Below are 19,153 nucleotides of genomic sequence, written 5' to 3'. Positions count from 1 at the left end.
TCCTTTCATTACATATCATACAAACCAATGAGAGGGCGAATCATGAAAAGGACATCACTATTACTTGGATCTCTGTTCGCAAGCGCATACGTAAGCGCAGCGCCATTCGACACTTGTCCGAGCAAAGCATATTTATTCCAATCGACCCCAGTGCAAGTTTACGGCGTTAATCTGGTTACCGGATCAACCAAGTTACTGACCGACGATGTGGGCTTAGCATCTGGTATTAACGGCGTCGGTTTCAACTTCACTGATCGATACATCTATGGTTACGATACAACCAACTTGAAAATCGTACGTTTAGGCCAGGACTTTCAAGCAGAAACTCTCAACGTACAAGGGCTTCCTAGCCATACGTTTTTTGTCGGCGACGTATACAACCACGTATACTACTTGTATCGCAAAGGTAAAGGACTATTTTCCATTGATCTGTCGCCGTTAGATACGGACCCAAATGCTACCTTAATCCTGAATAAAATCACATCAAATGCAAGCGTGAGTTTAACCGATTTTGCGTTCCACCCTGGCGACGGTGCGCTCTATGGTATCGATAATGGGTCTGGCATATTGTATAAATTCGATACAAAAACAGGCCAAGCAACCGCGATCGGCAATACAGGGGAAACGGGTACCTTTGGTGCAGGCTACTTTGATGTAAACGGAAACTACTACGTATCGCGTAACCAGGACGGTAAAATTTATCGCGTCGACTTATCAGAAAATAATGCCGCCAATATCGCTGCGGGCATTGTTCCTGCTGTAGAGTTTGTGTCTAACGGTCCAAGTTCCAGCCAAAATGACGGTGCCCGATGCGCGAACGCTCCTGTTATTGACGAAGACGAGCCAATTGACTTTGGTGATGCACCTGACACTTACGCTACCTTGCTCTCTTCTAACGGACCACGCCACGCTGTTGATGGTGTAACTTGGCTTGGCACAATTGCGCCAGATGGTGATGCCGATGGACAAGTGGCTCCGTCTGGAGATAACAAAGTTGGTACAGCAGATGAAGATGGCGTCGGCTTTGTTGCCGCACTCGACCCAGGGTTAAGTTCACTAGTGAGCGTAACTGCATCAACATCCGGCTACTTGTCAGCTTGGTTTGACTGGAACCGAGATGGTGACTTTGCTGACGAAGGTGAGCAAGTATTCACCGATGAGTTACTCTCTGCAGGCAGCAATACGCTTCCATTTGTCGTCTCTGAACTGGCAACCGCAGGTCCTAGCTGGAGCCGATTCCGCTTTAGCCAACAAACTGGTCTGAACTTTGATGGCGGATCAACATCAGGTGAAGTAGAAGATTACCCAATCACAATCACTGAAAACGGCGTATCCGTACAGCACTTCCCAAGTGCCGATTCCTACGCAACGGTCGCGTATGAAGACAACTGGCCTTACACCGCTGACTACGACATGAATGACGTAGTCATTAAGTTCCGTATGACTGAAACACGTATGGACGGCACGGTGGAAAATATCCAAATTAGCGGAGATCTGGCCGCCTATGGGGCTGGCTATAAAAATGGCTTTGCTATTCGTCTACCTGGCGTTTCGAAAGCGAGCATTGAAAACGGCTTAACAAAGCTAACGTTTAATGGCAAAGAACAACCGACCAACGGTCTAGAAGCGATATCAGAAGAAGCCATCTTCATTATCAGTGACGACCTCAGTCAGTATGCGCAAAGTCAATGTGCGTATTTTCGAACCCAAACGGGTTGCAATGATAACGTCGCGTTGTCTTTCACACTGACCATCTACTTTAAGGAAGGAGCCGACCGCTCAGCGCTACAGGCCATGCCTTATGACCCATTTATCTTTGCCACACCCAATACATATCACGGCGATGGCATCACCTTTCAACCAGGTAGAAAATGGGAAGTACATTTGCCAGACCAAGCACCAACTGAGCAGTTTGATGACGCAAACCTATATGGCGTGGGCGTAGACGCAAGTGACCCGGCTCGAGGCGTGTACTTCAAAACAGCGAACAATCTCCCTTGGGCATTGCTTATCGTCGAAGAGTGGAATTGGCCGCTAGAGAAAGTTGACTTAGTTGACGCTTACCCAGAGTTTGCCACCTACGCCGAGTCTGGTGGGCGAGAAGGAGCAAACTGGCATACCCAACCTAAAGCAAACAAACGTTACATTCCATAGGAGAAGCATCATGAAAAACTTAATCACAATCATCATGGGATTAGCGTTAACAGCCTGCGGTGGTGGCGGTGGCGGCGGTGGCGACAAAAGCAACGATAACGCTACTCCACCTCCAGCTCAAACTACCGTTATTGTTGAAGAGCCAAGCATGCAAAATTTAGACGTACCAGATGGGTTCGATTATGACCCAAGGTTAGAAAGCTCACTTGCGGTAGATATTAGTGGTTACTCTTTACAGCGCGCACATCTGAGCATTTATAAGGAGTACCGTGAAGATGCGTCTGGAACCTACCAAGCGAAATATTCGAGCAATGTTGCTTCTGCTGCGCTGACGAGTGGGAAAGCTAACTTAGACTTCTCCACCTCGGATAGCCAAGGTAACCTGTTAATCGAAATTTGGTTCTACGATGGCTCAGAACCTCTGCAAAAAGTCGTCTCAACCGGAAATACGACATGGCGCATGTAAGATGCTCTATTGGTGAGCATTGATACTCGGGACTGGCGCCAGCCACAGGTTTTAAGACAAAATCGCATCGTTCTTTGAACATGCGATTTTTTTGTTGTAAAACAAAATGATTACTTGAAACAATAGCAATGGAGCGCAAATTGGATAATCCCAAAACCTATATGTTGGTCTTCAGCGGTTTCATTGCCCTACTTGTGCTCTTGTTGCTCATTAAGCAGACGGATGAGAACACGGTTTCAGCCACCGTCATTAGCAACACTTTAACTCAGTCCCTTGATGGTCAACGTCGGTACCTCACTATTAATTCACCTGAGATAGAGCAACAACGAGTGACGGTTCCAGTGTCCGCATCTTGTCCAGTGGGCTCTATTGCGTTGTTCCACCAAGCATCCCGCTCAAGTTTTGACTCATCCCTTTCATTCATTCGCTGTGAGTAAAGATACTGTGCGGACTTCCCAAATCAGAAGGATTTAACCATGCAAGCATTGATCGATGCCAAAGAACTTCATGCTTTATTAGACCAACCAAATGTAAAACTTCTAGACGCGAGTATTCGTTTTCAAATTCCTTCCGAAGGGAAAAAGATCACCAATAAGTGGATTCCAGGCTCATTGCGTTTCGACTACGACAATGACTTTTGTCTGCCAGATACCAATCTCCCTCATATGATGCCAACAGAAGAAGGGTTTAATCACAGCGCTCAGAAACTTGGCCTGAACAACGAAGACCTTATTGTTGTTTATGACAACTCAGGAACACTCGCCTCTCCGCGCGCATGGTGGATGTTTAAGGCAATGGGACACAATAATGTCAAAGTGCTTAATGGTGGCCTCCCGGCTTGGATTGAGGCTGGACTGCCTGTCACGGATGCATTGTCAGAAGCTAAGCAGCTTGGAAACTTTACCGGGAAATTAAATAAACATGCTTTTTTGGACGCAAATGCAATATTAGAGTACTCAAACAATTGCAGTGCAAACATTGTTGATGCTCGCTCACGTGCACGTTTTTTAGGCGAGGTACCAGAGCCAAGGGAGGGACTGCGTTCTGGTCATATTCCTAATTCTGTTTGCCTCCCTTTCCAAACATTGTTGAGTAATGGCTTTATAAAGGCAGACTCGGAATTGAAACAAGCATTTAGTGCACTAACGTTATATAATGATAAATCAATCATTTTCAGTTGTGGCTCAGGTGTAACGGCCTGTATTTTGCTGCTAGCAGCATACCAGTTAGGTTGGCGTGATTTATCGGTCTATGACGGGTCATGGACAGAATGGGGCGCAGACCACTCATTACCCATTACTCGCTAATCTAGGAGCTATCGAAGCGGCATGGTCAGGTTAAAGAAGAACATTTGGACACTATACATGGCGCTACTTACAATAAGCGCCGTGTTGTTCGTGTTGTTTGGCCGCTACCATTATGAGTCAACCCTGAATAAGTACAAAGATAAGCAGCTCCTACAATTGGAGCTGTTTGCCTCTTCTGTCGAATCACTTCTGAAAGGACAAGAATCGTTACTTGAAGTCATTGGTCATCAGTTGGTCGAGAGAAATGACTTTACTCGTACAGCAGCAGTTCAAACTCGCCCAATGCTGGACAAACTGCTCAGTATCCATCCGGCGATTATTGGGTTCGGCCTAACTAACCCCGATGGAGACTACATCGCCGTAAGCTCCAATTTGATCTTGGCAAAGCTGCATAATCTAAAACAAGATCCACTGACTCGTGATACCTTTTTGGCAGCGCTCAACTCCGACCGAATGATTATAGGTCGAACGTATTTTATGCCAGCTCAAGATTCACTTGTGATTCCGATCCGAAAAGCAATTCCAAATAAAGATGGTGTTGTACAAGCAGTGATGACGGCTGGCTTTAATATGAATTCATCTTCGGTTTTTCGTAACGACATCCATGCCAATGAGCACAACCGGGTCACATTGATCCGCAGTGATGGCTACCTTACTTTTAGCTCGTCAGAAGATACAACCCTAGAAGATTACCTAAAACCTGCCAATGATTTAGATATAAAAGCCGTTATGGCTCAAATCACAAAAGATTCAGGCTGGGATATGGCGCAACTAAAAGAGCTCACACGAGCGCTAAATATTGTTGTCGACAATTCTCGCCTGAGTGAGTTAATCACATTGAGATACCTTCCTGATTATCATCTTTGGGCCTCTTCCTCGACAGATTTGAATTTTATTAAGCGCGGATTTTACGAACAGTTTGCACTGTACTCGATTGTTTTTCTTATCGTCCAAGGTGCTTTTTACGCTTTATTCCGCTCCATTGCGAACAATGAACATAAAACAAAACTGCGTTTGCTCTATCAAGCGAACCACGATCATCTCACTGGATTACCAAACCGAGAGTACCTACGCGCAAACATTCGACATTGGCTTTCAGGGAAAGGGAATCCTTTTTCTTTGATGTTTATCGATATTGATAATTTCAAATCAGTCAACGACACACATGGTCATGACTTTGGCGACGAAGTTCTAAAACAAATATCTATCCGCTTAAACACCTTTGTTAACGATGGCCGATTAATCATCCGTGAAGCCAGTGACGAGTTTATTTTTCTAACAAATCGAATTGATGAAGTAAGCGTTAAAAGACTAGCGAGTGACTTAATAACGGCGCTATCAGAACCCTACGAAGTCAATGACAGTCAGTTCCTGCTCAGTTGCAGTATTGGTATTGCCTGCTATCCACACCATGGTGAAACATTAGATGAACTGCTCCTTTCAGCCGATATTGCGATGTATCAAGCGAAAAAACAACGCAACGTATACAGCCTGTTCAATCAGCAGATGCAAGCTACACACCTGCGTAAAATGAAAATTGAGCAACGCCTGAGGCTCGCGATAGATAAGCAAGCGCTTCATATGGTTTATCAACCTCAGTTAAACCTAGAAGGCGATATTTATGGTGTCGAAGCGCTTATTCGTTGGAGTGATGATGAGCTCGGCTTAGTCCCACCAAGTGAATTTATTCCCGTCGCAGAAAGCACTGGGTTGATGGTTCGTATTGGTGAACAAATCATTGAAAATAGCCTGACAGATATGGCTAAACTGACTGGTAATATTGATACATCTATCCAGATGTCTATTAACATCTCGGTCAAACAGTTTGTTCACGCCAAATTCATTACTAATCTTATGAATGCTATTGAGAAACGCGGCATCGAATGTTCAAAGATTACCCTAGAGATCACCGAAAACCTGTTTATTGAAGATCTTGAAAAGTTCGCACCAATTTGCGAGCGCTTGCATGCTCTTGGCTTTAAAATCTCGCTCGATGATTTCGGGACTGGCTACTCTTCATTAAGCATGTTGCGTACGCTACCTATTGACGAGGTGAAGATTGACAAGAGCTTTGTCGATCACATTGAGCATGACAAAAAAGCGCTGAATATGGTTAAGAATATCATTTCTATCGGCAAAAACTTTGAAATGAAAGTACTAGCTGAAGGAGTAGAGACGCTGCAACAACTGAATGAGTTAAAAGCTTGCGGTTGTGATTTGATTCAGGGCTACTTCTACTCTAAACCTTTATCGCTTGAAAACTTGATCGCTTTTACGAAGCAGAACCAAAGCAAAGAAACCGTAGTTGAATAATTACGATCGCTTTGCTTAGAAGGTTTTATTTATTCATTTCTTGGTACATCACCTCCACCAACTCGCCTTTCGGGTCGCCTGATAATTCCCAGGTAAAAATGCCACCTAAGTTCGCCTGTTTAGCCCAATTTGCTTTGGCTTTGATCGAGCGTTGATCTTCGTAAGAGATAAAGACTTTCTTTACAGGATGCCACAAGTAAGGCGCTTGAGATTGCTCATCATACTTGTACTCGTAGCCCTGCTCCGCTCCATAGTTCTTCACCAAATCCCAAAACATGAAATAGCCGTTCTCACCCGTACCAAACTGCGCTCCTTGCTCGGATACAAGATCTTGCGTTGGTAAGCCACCCGAGAAGTCTTTGGTGCCTTGCCAGCCACGCCCGTAAAACGCAGCGCCAATCACCAGTTTCTCACTTGGAATACCGAGCTCGATCATCTGGTTGATGAACACGTCTGCGCCCATGCCCCACCAGCTTCGCTCAGTCGCATGCAAGTTGGTAGTATGCCCGGTTTGCTGCCCCCAACCACCAAGGAAGTCATACGTCATTGCAAACATGTTAGTTAGGTACGGCTCCGCGGCTTTCCAATCGATACCTGCTGCTTTTGGGCCAACGCCTACCGCTGTAGAGAGCTCGTATTCACGTTTGGTTTGATTTGTGAGTTCATCTAACTCTGCACGCATGGTTTTTACCAAATAGGTAAAGGCCTCACGCTCAGATGCTTTTTGTTCATCAGAAAGCTTGGTGTCAGGGTTCCAAGGCGACGTTGTTAAACCGCCACCACCTGGGTATTCCCAATCCAGATCAATACCATCAAAGAAATCATATTGAGCAATCAACTTAACGGCAGTTTTTGAGAATTGATCCATCGCTTGTTTGCTTTTCGCCATAGCATGGAACGGTTCGGACATTGTCCAACCACCAAAAGAAGGGAGAATTTTGAGATCAGGATGTTGTTTCTTCATTTCAGTAAGTTGAGCGAAGTGGCCTTTGTATGGCACGTTAACGGAGACATCGCCAAAGTCCTTTTCTAATGCTGCTTCGGTATCGACAATGATCGCCGTATACGGATCTTTTCCTTCACATTGTTCGGCAACCAGTTTTTGTACCGTTTCAGAGGCACCGGTATGAGGACCGCACATACTAAGAAACGCGTAAATCACATGCGTCAGCTTATCGGCGGGAATATCGTTCACCATGTATGGGTTTTCTGCATTTGCGTACTGCCAATCCGCAAAGTAACCCGCTACGACTTTTTGCTCGGCATGCGCCGCACCAGTTAGCCCCATAATCAGTGCAGCAAGAAGTGTCTTTTTCATTGTGTTCTCCAGAGTAGATGTACAAATTTAAAGCTACTCCTAGAGAATATTTTTAACTTGAAAACGAAATCAGGCTGCGAGTCATTTATAACTCCTCGCAGCCTGATTACATAAGTTGCATATTATTTGTGCTAACTCTCAGATGCCGAGTTGCCGTGCATTTGCTCATCTAAGTTGAGTACCGTTAATGCGTTGCTGACGCTCGTGGCGATCACGTCTATCGCTCCGGTTCTTAATGCTCCAAGTAAGGCGAGCGGCTTGCTGTTCTCCGCTGCAATCGCGATGACTTCCGATATTGGGCGAAACTCTTCAATACCAAGGCCAATCACTCGGTCACTCATTACGGTGTTGGCAACATTACCGTGAATATCAAAGAAATCATAACCTGCAAAGTCCCCGACCACGCCTTGTTGAAGTCTCGACTGAACCACTTCATCAGGCGTAAACCAACCTAAGTCCACCATGTAGCTGTTTTCGCTCATGTCACCAATACCGACCAAAGCGACATCAGCTTTACGTGCTAGGTCGAGCGTTTGTTTCACGGTTGCATTTTGCATGAAAGCCAACTTCTGTTCTCTGTTCTCTGCATAAGCCGGCGCATAGAGAGTTTCGGACGTTCCACCGTACTTTTTCGCTAACTGACGACAAATGTGATCGGCGTTATACATACCACCACGTGGGTGAATACCGCCGATACCACATACAAATTTACAGTCACGCGGCGTAATAACACCAATATGGTGAGCGACGGAAGATACGTTACGCCCTTGTCCAACGGTCACCACCATGCCGTTTTTAAGCGTGCTGGTGAGATAATTGGACACCAATCCCGACACCTGTAGTCGCTGTGCCTCTTCATTTGGCTGATCAAGAGCGACAAGCGCACGCTTAACGCCGAATCGCTCGATCAAACGTTGCTCAATCTTAGCGCTAAACACCGGGTGGTATTTAACGGTGATTTCAACGATGCCTTCATCACGCGCCTGCTTGAGCATTCGCCCGACCTTTGCGCGTGATATGGCAAATTTTCTCGATATCTCTTCCTGAGTCGCACCGTCTTGATAATACGCGACGGAAATCTCTGTCAACAAATCCGTGTTTTCAATGGAAATATCTTGATTAGAACTGCTCATGGTTTCTCTCGCCCTTTAAGAGGATCGATATTGTATGCAATAAGTGAGCATATGCTCATTGACTTAGCATATGTTCTTTATCAATTTAAACGCTACATTTGCTCATCGCAATAACATTTTCTCACTACAATTTTTTACCCTAGCGTACAACGCTCAAGCTTTGAACAATAAGGGCAAACGTTTATTTGGGTTAACCACTAAACACACAGTAAAAAAACGTTGATAAAGTTCACTATAAGTCGATTTCAGCGATTGACTTTCAGCATAGATAGGATAAATATGGACACATCATTTACTCAGCTATCGATCAAATGTTCATTGCATTTGTTCGGTAACGAAATTTTCCGTAGTTGGCTGAGCAGGTGTCTCATTAAATGCGATGAGACGATTAGCTAACTCGCTTGCAAATGCACAAGCTGTGATAAAAAAATCACGCTTAAGCCCATTTAAATAGGATGATCGATTATGAGCAACAAGTTAGAGCAACTTCGTAAACTAACGACTGTAGTAGCAGACACTGGCGAAATTGATGCAATCAAAAAGTATCAACCAGAAGACGCAACAACTAACCCTTCTCTTATCCTGAAAGCCGCTCAAATCGCAGAGTACGCACCTCTAATCGATGCTTCAATCGAATATGCTAAAGCACAGAGCAACGACAAAGCTCAACAAGTTCAAGACACTTGTGACATGCTTGCAGTAAACATCGGTAAAGAAATCCTAAAAACTATTCCAGGTCGTATCTCTACAGAAGTTGACGCACGCCTATCTTACGATATGGAAGGAAGCGTAGCGAAAGCACGTCAACTAGTAAAAATGTACAACGATGCAGGCATCACTAACGACCGCATCCTTATCAAACTAGCCTCTACTTGGGAAGGTATCCGCGCAGCAGAAATCCTAGAGAAAGAAGGCATCAACTGTAACCTAACGCTTCTATTCTCATTCGCTCAAGCGCGTGCTTGTGCAGAAGCTGGCGTATTCCTAATCTCTCCATTCGTTGGCCGTATTATGGACTGGTACAAAGCGAAAGAAGGCCGTGACTTCGAAGCTTCAGAAGATCCAGGCGTACTGTCTGTAACTAAGATCTACAACTACTACAAAGAGTACGGCTACAAAACTGTCGTAATGGGCGCAAGCTTCCGTAACATCGGTGAGATCCTAGAACTGGCTGGCTGTGACCGTCTAACTATCGCTCCTGCTCTACTTGCTGAGCTAGAAGCTGCAGAAGGTGAAGTGGTTGAGAAGCTAGTTGATTCTAAAGGCGCAGCTGAGCGTCCTGCACCAATGACTCACTCTGAGTTCCTATGGGAACACAATCAAGACCCAATGGCGGTTGAGAAACTGGCTGAAGGCATCCGCAACTTCGCCGTTGACCAAGGTAAACTAGAAGCGATGATCGAAGCTAAGCTTTAATTGCTTACCAAAAGCGAGTAGCCCGTCTACTCGCTTTTACCATCAGCGCTTATTCAAGATTTTCTATTTGAACTTGTTTCGACGAGTTCCCTCTATTTAAACCCTTATCGAGAAGTAATCACTATGGATCGTAAATACCTAGCAAATGCAATCCGTGCACTAAGCATGGATGGTGTTCAACAAGCTAACTCTGGTCACCCAGGTGCACCTATGGGCATGGCTGATATCGCTGAAGTTCTTTGGCGCTCTCACCTAAACCACAACCCATCAAACCCTGAGTGGGCAGACCGCGACCGTTTCGTACTGTCTAACGGCCACGGCTCAATGCTAATTTACTCTCTACTGCACTTGAGCGGTTACGAGCTATCTATCGATGATCTGAAAAACTTCCGTCAGCTTCACTCTAAGACTCCAGGTCACCCAGAGTACGGCTACGCGCCTGGTATCGAGACAACAACGGGTCCTCTAGGTCAAGGCATCACTAACGCGGTTGGTATGGCTCTAGCTGAGAAAGCGCTAGCAGCACAGTTCAACAAAGAAGGCCACGACATCGTTGACCACTTCACTTACGTGTTCATGGGCGACGGCTGTCTAATGGAAGGTATCTCGCACGAGGCATGTTCTCTAGCTGGTACACTAGGTCTAGGCAAACTGATCGCATTCTGGGATGACAACGGCATCTCTATCGATGGTCACGTTGAAGGTTGGTTCTCTGACGACACGCCTAAGCGTTTTGAAGCTTACGGCTGGCACGTAATCCCAGCAGTAGACGGTCACGATTCTGAAGCGATCAACGCAGCAATCGAAGCGGCGAAAGCGGATCCTCGCCCTACACTTATCTGTACTAAGACAATCATCGGTTTTGGTTCACCAAACAAGTCTGGTTCACACGATTGTCACGGTGCACCACTAGGTGCAGAAGAAATCGCAGCAACACGCAAAGAACTAGGTTGGGAGCACGGTCCTTTTGAAATTCCGCAAGAAGTCTACGCAGAATGGTCAGCGAAAGAAACAGGCGCAGCTAAGGAAGCAGCGTGGAACGAGAAATTTGCAGCTTATGAAGCAGCGTACCCTGAGCTGGCAGCTGAATTTAAACGCCGCGTAAACGGTGAGCTTCCTGCACAGTGGGAAGAGAAAGCAAGCCAAATCATTGCTGATCTTCAAGCTAACCCAGCAAACATTGCATCACGTAAAGCGTCTCAAAATGCTCTAGAAGCATTTGGTGCTCTACTACCAGAGTTCATGGGTGGCTCTGCTGACCTAGCACCTTCTAACCTAACCATGTGGTCTGGTTCTAAGTCTCTAGAGGCAAGCGACTTCTCTGGTAACTACATCCACTACGGCGTACGTGAATTCGGTATGACAGCGATCATGAACGGTATCGCGCTACACGGTGGTTTCGTTCCTTACGGCGCAACATTCCTAATGTTCATGGAATACGCTCGTAACGCTATGCGTATGGCGGCTCTGATGAAGATTCAGAACATCCAAGTATACACGCACGATTCTATCGGTCTTGGCGAAGATGGCCCAACTCACCAACCGGTTGAGCAAATGGCATCGCTACGTCTAACGCCAAACATGAGCACATGGCGTCCATGTGACCAAGTTGAATCAGCAGTGGCTTGGAAACTAGCGATTGAACGTAAAGATGCACCAACTGCGCTTATCTTCTCTCGTCAGAACCTAGCGCAACAAGAGCGTGATGCTGAGCAAGTTGCGGACATCGCGAAAGGTGGTTACATCCTGAAAGATTGCGAAGGCAAGCCAGAGCTAATCCTTATCGCAACAGGTTCAGAAGTTGAGCTAGCAGTAGAAGCAGCAGCACAGCTAACTGCTGAAGGTAAGAAAGTACGCGTTGTTTCAATGCCATCAACAGATGCATTCGACAAACAAGACGCCGCTTACCGTGAAGCCGTTCTACCATCAGACGTAACAGCTCGTATCGCTATCGAAGCAGGTATTGCTGACTTCTGGTACAAGTACGTAGGCTTCGACGGTCGCAACATCGGTATGACTTCATTCGGTGAATCTGCACCTGCTGGTGAACTGTTCAAAATGTTCGGTTTCACTACGGAAAACGTAGTAAATACAGCAAAAGAACTACTAGCGTAATTGCAGTAAAAAGATAATCAGTTTTCTCTATTGCGAATTTGAAAACTGAAAAGCCCCGCCAGAAATGGCGGGGCTTTATTTTATCTCTAGTTTGTTTGAGATGTTTAGCGTCGCTAAAAGGCAGCTTTACGACTGCTTATCTTCAAATCGAATCGCAAGCTGATAGAAATCCTGTACTTGTTCTTTCAACTGACGGCTGTTTTGCTCAACAGAATGCGTAGCTGCTAAGTTTTGCTCTGCCGTAGAAGCAATAGAGTGAATATGCTGATTTACATCGCTGGATAGCTTCAGCTGGTTATTCGCCGCTTCCGCCACATCGACCATCAACCCACTCATGCTTTGCATCATCTGTTCAACCTCAGATAAGCGAAGCGCGCTTTGCTCTGCAACCTGAGAACATGTATCCGTTTGCTCTTTGTTTGCCAGAATGTCTTTTTGCCAACTTTGTATCGTCGCCAACATAGCAGAGATAGACGCTTGGATTTGTTCAGTTGCATTGGATGTGCGACCAGAGAGCGCGCGCACCTCATCGGCAACAACAGCAAAACCACGACCTTGCTCACCCGCCCTCGCCGCTTCAATTGCCGCGTTAAGTGCCAGTAAATTGGTTTGTTCTGCGATCCCACCAATCTCTTCCATCAAATGATTCACTTTCTGCGCCTGATCACTCAGTTGATACGTCGTTTCCGTCGCTTTTTCAGCTTGAAGGCTCAACTGCGTTAGATTGGTGTGCGTTTGATCGATGGTTTCCTTCGCCATCAAGCATGACTTCAATGTGTCATCAATTAGCATATGGGCATCATTGGTGCTAGAAGAGACTGAATTCGCCGAAGACTCCACCTCTTGAGTCGCATCACGTACGCGATGAATATCGGTGTTTTGCTGATTTAATGCAGCCGAAACTTCTGCTGTGGTTTGACTGAGTTCTTCGGCGCAATGCTGCAACGGCAGTGCGGAGTCTGTCATTCTTCCCAACACGGTTCGAATTCTTGCGGACAGCATTTTGATATGGAAATCGGCAATCGAAAATGCCGTATTACCGGAATAGATCAAGCGACTTACGCTGTCGTATTGCTTTTGTAACTTTTTCAGTTGTTGAGGCGTATCAATTAATTCTTGGCGGAATAACAACGCTAGAACACTCGCAGGTAGTGCACTTGCAAGCCAAGCCAATGGACCTTCAATAGACAATGCATATGCGGCTGCAGGTGCGGTCAATGCGCCAAGTAGAATCGCATAGCGAATGGTTTCATTGAGTTTCAACGACCAAGTACGACCTGACTTCTCGGCGGCGCGCATACTCTTGTAGGCTTTCGTGGCTATATCAACCCACTCTCGCTTTGGCTTCACGCGCACAGATTGATAACCAACAACGTGGTTATTTTCATAAATAGGGGTGACATAGGCATCAACCCAATAGTAACCACCCGACTTAGTGGCATTCTTAACCATGCCGCGCCAGGCTTTGCCTTGCTTAAGACGTGCCCACATATCGCCGAAAGCGGCTTTAGGCATGTCATTGTGGCGAACGATATTGTGGTTCTGACCGACGAGTTCTTCGTGAGTGTACTCAGCAACACGGCAAAAGGCTTCGTTACAATACGTAATAACACCTTGTAGGTTCGTTGTTGAGACGAGTTCCTCAGACTCCCTCACGAGAGTTTCTTGAGCTTTATGAGAAATATTGGCTAACATAGACGAAACTTCTGTAGTTTTTATTGATTTTCGGCAAGATATATACAGGATTTTTATTTTTATTACAAAAAGTTAGATAAAAAGTCTTATCAAATCGACATTTTTAGTGTGGGAATTCACATTATCAATAAAAATATAAAGAAGAAGTTGTGGAGTTGAGCTAATAAACAAAACCCGACACGTTATGCCGGGCTATGTATAGAAGATCTAATCAAGCAGTTTGGGATTCCGTTTCTTTGTTCGTTTTCAAAGCAAACATCACGATGACGAGTAACACAAAAGGAAGAACGTACAAATTAAGGTTTTGCCAACCTACGGTGGATTCAAGCCAGCCAGATAGTAATGCAGTGATAGTGACACAACTGAACACGAAGAATTCATTAAACGCTTGAGCCTTGCTCCTGTTTTTCGCTTCATAGCTTTGACTAAATAACCCAGTTGCCGCGATAAACATAAAGTTCCAACCAACGCCTAACAGAACTAGAGCAAGACTAAAGTGCCAAATGGACACTCCGTGTATGTTAATTCCAATACAAGCAACAAATAGCAATCCACCGGCTAAAATCATATTCTTCGCACCAAACCGCTCTATCAAGCGTCCCGTGACAAACGCCGGTGCAAACATGCCCAGCACATGCCATTCGATCACTCCTGCCGCTTTGTCAAAATCAAAGCCACAACCAATCATCGCCAGAGGCGTTGCTGTCATTAAAATGTTCATCACCGCATACGCGACCATTGCGGCGATAACCGCTAGCATGAAATTAGGTCGACGGATAATATGCCCCACTTTATCCGCTTTAGTATGTAGAACTTGCGTGTGTGCTGGTGGAAAACGAATCGTTTGCAGCACGATCAACGCAGTTATATAAAGTCCAATAAGCACGGCAAAAGCACTAATGTACAAACCATCATCTGACCATTGCTGTGAATACACCGCCAAATTAGGGCCAAGTATCGCCGCGAGTACCCCTCCCGCCATAGATATCGAAATCGCCCTGTGTCTTGCCGACTCTTCACACACTTCAATAGCAGCAAATCTGTATAGCGTACCGAAGCCAATACCAACACCGAGCAAAAAGGTAGAAACACAGAATAGATAGAAGTTCTGTTGACTTAACGCATACGTCGCTAGGCTGGCACCCAAAATGCCAATAACATTACCGAGACTAAACCCAAGTCGACGTCCCAACTTGCCCATAATTAGTGATGCTGGGATCGTCGCAGCCATCAGTCCTAAAAATTGCAGCGCAACGGGCAACGTAATAAAACTTGATGACGGCGCAAGTGTTTTGCCAATAAGGGCAATAACAGATATGAGTAAAATATTCCCTGTCATTAATAGGGCTTGGCAAAGGGATAATAGCCATACATTACGATTCAATTCCAAATTCCTTTTGGTTACAGCGCATACAGATAACATATAGGAAAGCAGAAACAATAGAAAGAGATGCGAGTAATTCTCAATAAAAAAGAGCCAGAAGCACAATGCCTCTGGCTCTTTAAAAAAGTTCTTTCTGTTGAGCTTATTTGTTACGGCGCGCTTTTACTGCATCTGAAAGCTGACGAAGTACGGTTTCCGTATCTTCCCAACCGATACATGCATCGGTAATCGACTGACCATAAGTGGCCGCTTTGCCATCTACTAGGTCTTGGCGACCTTCAACTAAATGAGACTCAATCATCACACCAAAAATTGCTTCTTCGCCACCAGCGATTTGCTCTGATACGTCATCAGATACCAACATTTGACGTTTGAACTGCTTCGAGCTGTTAGCGTGGCTAAAATCAATCATCACTTTTTTCGGTAGCCCTGCGCCGTCTAACTCGTTTTTAATTTGAGCAACATGCGCTGCACTGTAGTTTGGCTCTTTACCACCACGGAGAATGATATGGCAATCAGGATTGCCAGCGGTTTCTACGATCGCAGAATGACCGTATTTTGTTACTGATAAGAAGTGGTGAGAAGCACTTGCAGAACGAATCGCATCGCTCGCGATCTTAATGTTCCCGTCTGTACCATTTTTAAACCCAACAGGACAAGAAAGACCAGAAGCAAGCTCACGGTGAACCTGAGATTCTGTCGTACGAGCACCGATAGCACCCCAACTGATCAGATCCGCCACGTACTGAGGCGTAATCATATCTAGGAATTCACTCGCGGTTGGCAAGCCCATATCGGTAAGATCAAGAAGAAGCTTACGTCCAATACGCAGACCATCATTCAGCTTGTAGGTATCATTCAGGTAAGGATCGTTGATCAGACCTTTCCATCCTACCGTTGTACGCGGTTTCTCAAAATAAACTCGCATCACAACTTCTAGTTGTTCACCAAGTTCATCACGTAATACTTTTAGCTTTTTACCATATTCAACCGCAGCAGCAGGATCGTGAATGGAACACGGGCCAACAATTACAAGTAATCGGTCATCTTTTCCTTCAAGAATATTGTGAATGGCATTACGGCAATCAAAAGTGGTCGAAGAAGCGGTTTCAGTCGCTGGGAACTTCTCTAATACTGCTACAGGTGGCAATAACTCTTTTACTCTATTTATTCTTACATCATCAGTTTGAAACATTACTTCTACTTCCTGGTTTTTATTTCCGACCCAATTTTTTGCCAACTGAACTCATTGCAACATTGTTCACAAAGCGAGCAGCATCAAGGGCTCTGGTCATTTTCTGTCTAGCGTTTAAGTAACTTATCGGCTTAGGCGTAGACTTGCAATCAGTTTTTGCAAATAAATGCAAATAAAAACCACCTGTTAACTACCGCGCACAATGTAAAATAAACTTTACGAAAAAAGTTCAAAATAATCATCAATTTTCTTATGACCCCAAAAATCTTTACTACAATGTAAGAAATATCAGAAGTTTGTGAGGTGTTATTGGTTATTAAATGTTGATCAAGTTCAAAGATATTGTTGCTTGATATGAAATGATTAGAATATTAAACTAATTTCTTATAAACGCTGGTTTTTTCTAATTTTTTGATAAAACGAAGTAGAAGTTAATATGCAATCAATACAAGGAAACATTATGAACAAAGTAGCAATTGCAGTAGCAGCAGTGGTAGCTGGTAGTAGCGCGCTTTTAAACTCTGCTCAGGCTGAAATGTATATCGGGGGCAAAGTAGGCATGACTACACTTGACGATGCTTGCTATCTAAATAGCCCTTGTGATGATGAAGCTTTTGGTGCTGGACTACATATCGGTTATGACTTCACCGATATCATCGGGCTAGAGTATGGTGTCGACTTCTTAGGCGATTACAAAGCTAACTTTAAGTCAGGGGCTAATACAGTTAATACGATCGACGGCAATTTAACGGCTTTAACTCTCGCACCTAAATTTAACTGGCACTTGAACGAATCTTGGAACTTATTCGCTAAGATCGGTGGTGCTTACATGATGTCTGATGACGAAAAAGATTTCGTTCCAACTGGCTCGCTAGGTGCTGAATACACTATCGACAGAAACTGGAGCGTACGCGCAGAATATCAACGCTATCAAGACCTGTCTGATGACGTATGGGACGACATGGACGCTAACTTCTTCGGTATCGGCTTTAACTACAAATTTGCGGCTGCGCCAGTGGTTGCGGCAGTTGTAACAGAAGAAGTGGTTGAGCCAGATCCAGAACCAGTGATGATGAGCAAAGTGCACAAAGAAGAGTACGGTACAGGTACGTTTGAATTCGACAGTGCTAAGCTAACAGACTCTGTTTCGGAGCGTCTAGACAACTTCGTATCATTCTTGAACGAATACCCTCAAGCTCAAGTAGAGATCACTGGCTACACGGATAGCTCTGGTCCTGCGACTTACAACCAAAAACTGTCTGAGCGTCGTGCTCAATCTGTTGCGGATTACCTAACTGCTGCAGGCATTGACTCAGATCGTTTAACTGTGAAAGGCATGGGTGAAGAAAACCCAGTTGCTGACAACAGCACTCGTGAAGGTCGTGAGAAAAACCGTCGCGTAGAGGTTGTGGTTCCTTCGTTTGAATACCAAGAGCTAGTTCAACCTGAATAAACATTTATGATACTTTATCTATGATGTTGTAAAAGTTAATGGGGTGCGTTTGCACCCCATTTTGATCTCGCTTTATCGCTCTTTTTACTATGGTTTTGGAAAAAAGATTAACTCGTTATCTTGCACCATAACGCAATCCATACCCGCTGCATGCGCCGCTCGTTTACCTAGCTCGGTATCCTCGAATACAAGACATTGTGACGCTTCCAACCCAAGATGCTCGGCCGCCACCAAAAAAGTATCCGGAAAAGGCTTATGGTTCTCTACATCACTTGCTGTTACCACAACATCCAACTTGTCCAATAAACCGGAGTGGCTCAACAAGCGCATGGCACTTTCTCGTTGACTGCCAGTTCCGACCGCTATTTTCTTGTGGCCCAAATATTCTTCTAACACGATATTAGTGCACGGAATAACGTCCCCGTGCAGCTCCATAGCAGCGAACGTTTCCATTTTAAATGTAGCGACGGTTTTAGGGTCTAATGAAAGCTCATGCACACGGTTTAGCTCCTCAACAATTTTAAAGCTCGGCATGCCCCCTAAACTGTGAAACCACTCCTGACAAAACGGAAAATCAAAGCGATCTGCGGTTGCTTGCCAAGCAGCCAAATGGGCTGGCATGGTATCTATTAAAGTACCATCCATATCAAATATGAATCCCTCATAGGGCCTAAAATCAATCGTGCTCATGTCTTTTCTTCTATTTGTACATCTGTGATGTTAATTTATCAGCTCTTTCAATCGTCCTTACCGGCATTTACTTATCATGCTCAAAATTTCGAACTCCGTCACAATTCAAGAGTGGGAAATTCAATTATCCCCAATTAGAGCTCAAGGAAATGGTGGCCAGAACGTTAACAAGGTAGCGTCCGCTATACATTTACGCTTTGATATCCGACATTCCAGCTTACCTGACTTCTACAAAGAACGATTACTTGCTCTTTCTGACAGTCGTATAACTAAAGATGGCGTGATCATCATCAAAGCGCAACAATTTCGCACGCAAGAACAAAATAAGGAAGACGCCCTGAATCGGCTTCAAGCTTTAATTAAAGCTGCCGCCTTACAGGAGAAGAAGCGTATTAAAACGAAACCAACCCGCGCTTCTCAACGCCGAAGACTTGATACCAAGAACAAGCATGGAGCGAAAAAGCAGCAACGTAAGAAAGTGCTGTATTAATGCATGTCGTTTTCTCGACATGTT

General features: G+C 44.9%; 15 protein-coding genes. 9 read left to right on the top strand and 6 right to left on the bottom strand.

The genetic code is table 11. The features are described from left to right. Positions 1 to 42 precede the first annotated feature (42 nt). The 5 genes from P4S59_RS19090 (at position 43) to P4S59_RS19070 (ending at position 6,240) form a co-directional block, all read left to right on the top strand. A complete protein-coding gene (locus tag P4S59_RS19090) occupies positions 43 to 2,154 on the top strand; it encodes an LruC domain-containing protein (RefSeq protein WP_337168864.1) in 2,112 nt (703 codons plus the stop codon). 10 nt (positions 2,155 to 2,164) lie between these two features. Then, complete coding sequence (locus P4S59_RS19085; protein ID WP_074190498.1) at positions 2,165 to 2,620, top strand: hypothetical protein; 456 nt, start codon at positions 2,165 to 2,167, stop codon at positions 2,618 to 2,620. Between the two features lie 140 nt (positions 2,621 to 2,760). Further along, positions 2,761 to 3,057 carry a hypothetical protein gene (locus P4S59_RS19080; RefSeq protein ID WP_005396101.1) on the top strand — a complete coding sequence of 99 codons (297 nt, stop codon included), beginning with the start codon at positions 2,761 to 2,763 and terminating at the stop codon, positions 3,055 to 3,057. A 39-nt stretch (positions 3,058 to 3,096) separates the two neighbouring features. Next, positions 3,097 to 3,927 carry a sulfurtransferase gene (locus tag P4S59_RS19075; protein WP_193448345.1) on the top strand — a complete coding sequence of 277 codons (831 nt, stop codon included), beginning with the start codon at positions 3,097 to 3,099 and terminating at the stop codon, positions 3,925 to 3,927. A gap of 21 nt (positions 3,928 to 3,948) precedes the next feature. Then, positions 3,949 to 6,240, top strand: coding sequence for a bifunctional diguanylate cyclase/phosphodiesterase (locus P4S59_RS19070; protein ID WP_258587286.1), 2,292 nt, complete (start codon positions 3,949 to 3,951; stop codon positions 6,238 to 6,240). Positions 6,241 to 6,265: 25 nt separating this feature from the next. Here P4S59_RS19070 and P4S59_RS19065 read toward each other — a convergent pair whose 3' ends face one another. Together P4S59_RS19065 and P4S59_RS19060 are read right to left on the bottom strand one after the other, a co-directional pair. Continuing rightward, the gene (locus tag P4S59_RS19065) at positions 6,266 to 7,558 is read right to left on the bottom strand and encodes a glycoside hydrolase family 18 protein (protein WP_337168863.1); all 1,293 of its coding nucleotides are present in this window, start codon (positions 7,556 to 7,558) and stop codon (positions 6,266 to 6,268) included. Positions 7,559 to 7,689: 131 nt separating this feature from the next. Further along, positions 7,690 to 8,691, bottom strand: a complete 1,002-nt coding sequence (locus tag P4S59_RS19060) for a sugar-binding transcriptional regulator (RefSeq protein WP_337168862.1) — start codon at positions 8,689 to 8,691, stop codon at positions 7,690 to 7,692. Positions 8,692 to 9,156: 465 nt separating this feature from the next. Between P4S59_RS19060 and tal the strand changes: the two genes are divergently transcribed. Together tal and tkt are read left to right on the top strand one after the other, a co-directional pair. After that, positions 9,157 to 10,107: a transaldolase gene (tal, locus tag P4S59_RS19055; protein ID WP_005396118.1), complete on the top strand. Its 951-nt coding sequence runs from the start codon at positions 9,157 to 9,159 to the stop codon at positions 10,105 to 10,107. A gap of 123 nt (positions 10,108 to 10,230) precedes the next feature. Next, positions 10,231 to 12,222 carry a transketolase gene (gene tkt / locus P4S59_RS19050; RefSeq protein ID WP_337168861.1) on the top strand — a complete coding sequence of 664 codons (1,992 nt, stop codon included), beginning with the start codon at positions 10,231 to 10,233 and terminating at the stop codon, positions 12,220 to 12,222. A gap of 126 nt (positions 12,223 to 12,348) precedes the next feature. Here the strand turns inward: tkt and P4S59_RS19045 are convergent, their stop codons facing one another. The 3 genes from P4S59_RS19045 to aroG form a co-directional block, all read right to left on the bottom strand. Further along, complete coding sequence (locus tag P4S59_RS19045; RefSeq protein WP_337168860.1) at positions 12,349 to 13,917, bottom strand: methyl-accepting chemotaxis protein; 1,569 nt, start codon at positions 13,915 to 13,917, stop codon at positions 12,349 to 12,351. 211 nt (positions 13,918 to 14,128) lie between these two features. After that, on the bottom strand, positions 14,129 to 15,301 hold the full coding sequence (locus tag P4S59_RS19040; RefSeq protein ID WP_046875894.1) for an MFS transporter: 1,173 nt from the start codon (positions 15,299 to 15,301) through the stop codon (positions 14,129 to 14,131). Between the two features lie 142 nt (positions 15,302 to 15,443). Next, positions 15,444 to 16,496, bottom strand: a complete 1,053-nt coding sequence (gene aroG, locus P4S59_RS19035; RefSeq protein WP_012842357.1) for a 3-deoxy-7-phosphoheptulonate synthase AroG — start codon at positions 16,494 to 16,496, stop codon at positions 15,444 to 15,446. A 460-nt stretch (positions 16,497 to 16,956) separates the two neighbouring features. Here aroG and P4S59_RS19030 point away from each other — a divergent pair, with 460 nt between their 5' ends. Beyond that, a complete protein-coding gene (locus P4S59_RS19030; protein ID WP_005396135.1) occupies positions 16,957 to 17,949 on the top strand; it encodes an OmpA family protein in 993 nt (330 codons plus the stop codon). An 87-nt stretch (positions 17,950 to 18,036) separates the two neighbouring features. Here P4S59_RS19030 and P4S59_RS19025 read toward each other — a convergent pair whose 3' ends face one another. Beyond that, positions 18,037 to 18,639, bottom strand: coding sequence for a beta-phosphoglucomutase family hydrolase (locus P4S59_RS19025; RefSeq protein WP_031780520.1), 603 nt, complete (start codon positions 18,637 to 18,639; stop codon positions 18,037 to 18,039). Between the two features lie 76 nt (positions 18,640 to 18,715). Here P4S59_RS19025 and arfB point away from each other — a divergent pair, with 76 nt between their 5' ends. Further along, on the top strand, positions 18,716 to 19,129 hold the full coding sequence (gene arfB, locus P4S59_RS19020; RefSeq protein WP_005396137.1) for an alternative ribosome rescue aminoacyl-tRNA hydrolase ArfB: 414 nt from the start codon (positions 18,716 to 18,718) through the stop codon (positions 19,127 to 19,129). Positions 19,130 to 19,153: the final 24 nt, after the last annotated feature.

This window comes from Vibrio sp. M60_M70 (genome assembly GCF_037162085.1).
Classification (GTDB): Bacteria; Pseudomonadota; Gammaproteobacteria; order Enterobacterales; family Vibrionaceae; genus Vibrio; species Vibrio diabolicus.
The sequence above is the reverse complement of the archived record's forward strand: the minus strand, read 5'-3'. Positions and strand labels throughout refer to the sequence as shown.

Coding starts and splice junctions, on each gene's coding strand:
- P4S59_RS19090 (WP_337168864.1), top strand. CDS start 43: ATGAAAAGGACATCACTATTACTTGGATCTCTGTTCGCAAGCGCATAC.
- P4S59_RS19085 (WP_074190498.1), top strand. CDS start 2,165: ATGAAAAACTTAATCACAATCATCATGGGATTAGCGTTAACAGCCTGC.
- P4S59_RS19075 (WP_193448345.1), top strand. CDS start 3,097: ATGCAAGCATTGATCGATGCCAAAGAACTTCATGCTTTATTAGACCAA.
- P4S59_RS19070 (WP_258587286.1), top strand. CDS start 3,949: ATGGTCAGGTTAAAGAAGAACATTTGGACACTATACATGGCGCTACTT.
- P4S59_RS19065 (WP_337168863.1), bottom strand. CDS start 7,558: ATGAAAAAGACACTTCTTGCTGCACTGATTATGGGGCTAACTGGTGCG.
- P4S59_RS19060 (WP_337168862.1), bottom strand. CDS start 8,691: ATGAGCAGTTCTAATCAAGATATTTCCATTGAAAACACGGATTTGTTG.
- tal (WP_005396118.1), top strand. CDS start 9,157: ATGAGCAACAAGTTAGAGCAACTTCGTAAACTAACGACTGTAGTAGCA.
- tkt (WP_337168861.1), top strand. CDS start 10,231: ATGGATCGTAAATACCTAGCAAATGCAATCCGTGCACTAAGCATGGAT.
- P4S59_RS19045 (WP_337168860.1), bottom strand. CDS start 13,917: ATGTTAGCCAATATTTCTCATAAAGCTCAAGAAACTCTCGTGAGGGAG.
- aroG (WP_012842357.1), bottom strand. CDS start 16,496: ATGTTTCAAACTGATGATGTAAGAATAAATAGAGTAAAAGAGTTATTG.
- P4S59_RS19030 (WP_005396135.1), top strand. CDS start 16,957: ATGAACAAAGTAGCAATTGCAGTAGCAGCAGTGGTAGCTGGTAGTAGC.
- P4S59_RS19025 (WP_031780520.1), bottom strand. CDS start 18,639: ATGAGCACGATTGATTTTAGGCCCTATGAGGGATTCATATTTGATATG.
- arfB (WP_005396137.1), top strand. CDS start 18,716: ATGCTCAAAATTTCGAACTCCGTCACAATTCAAGAGTGGGAAATTCAA.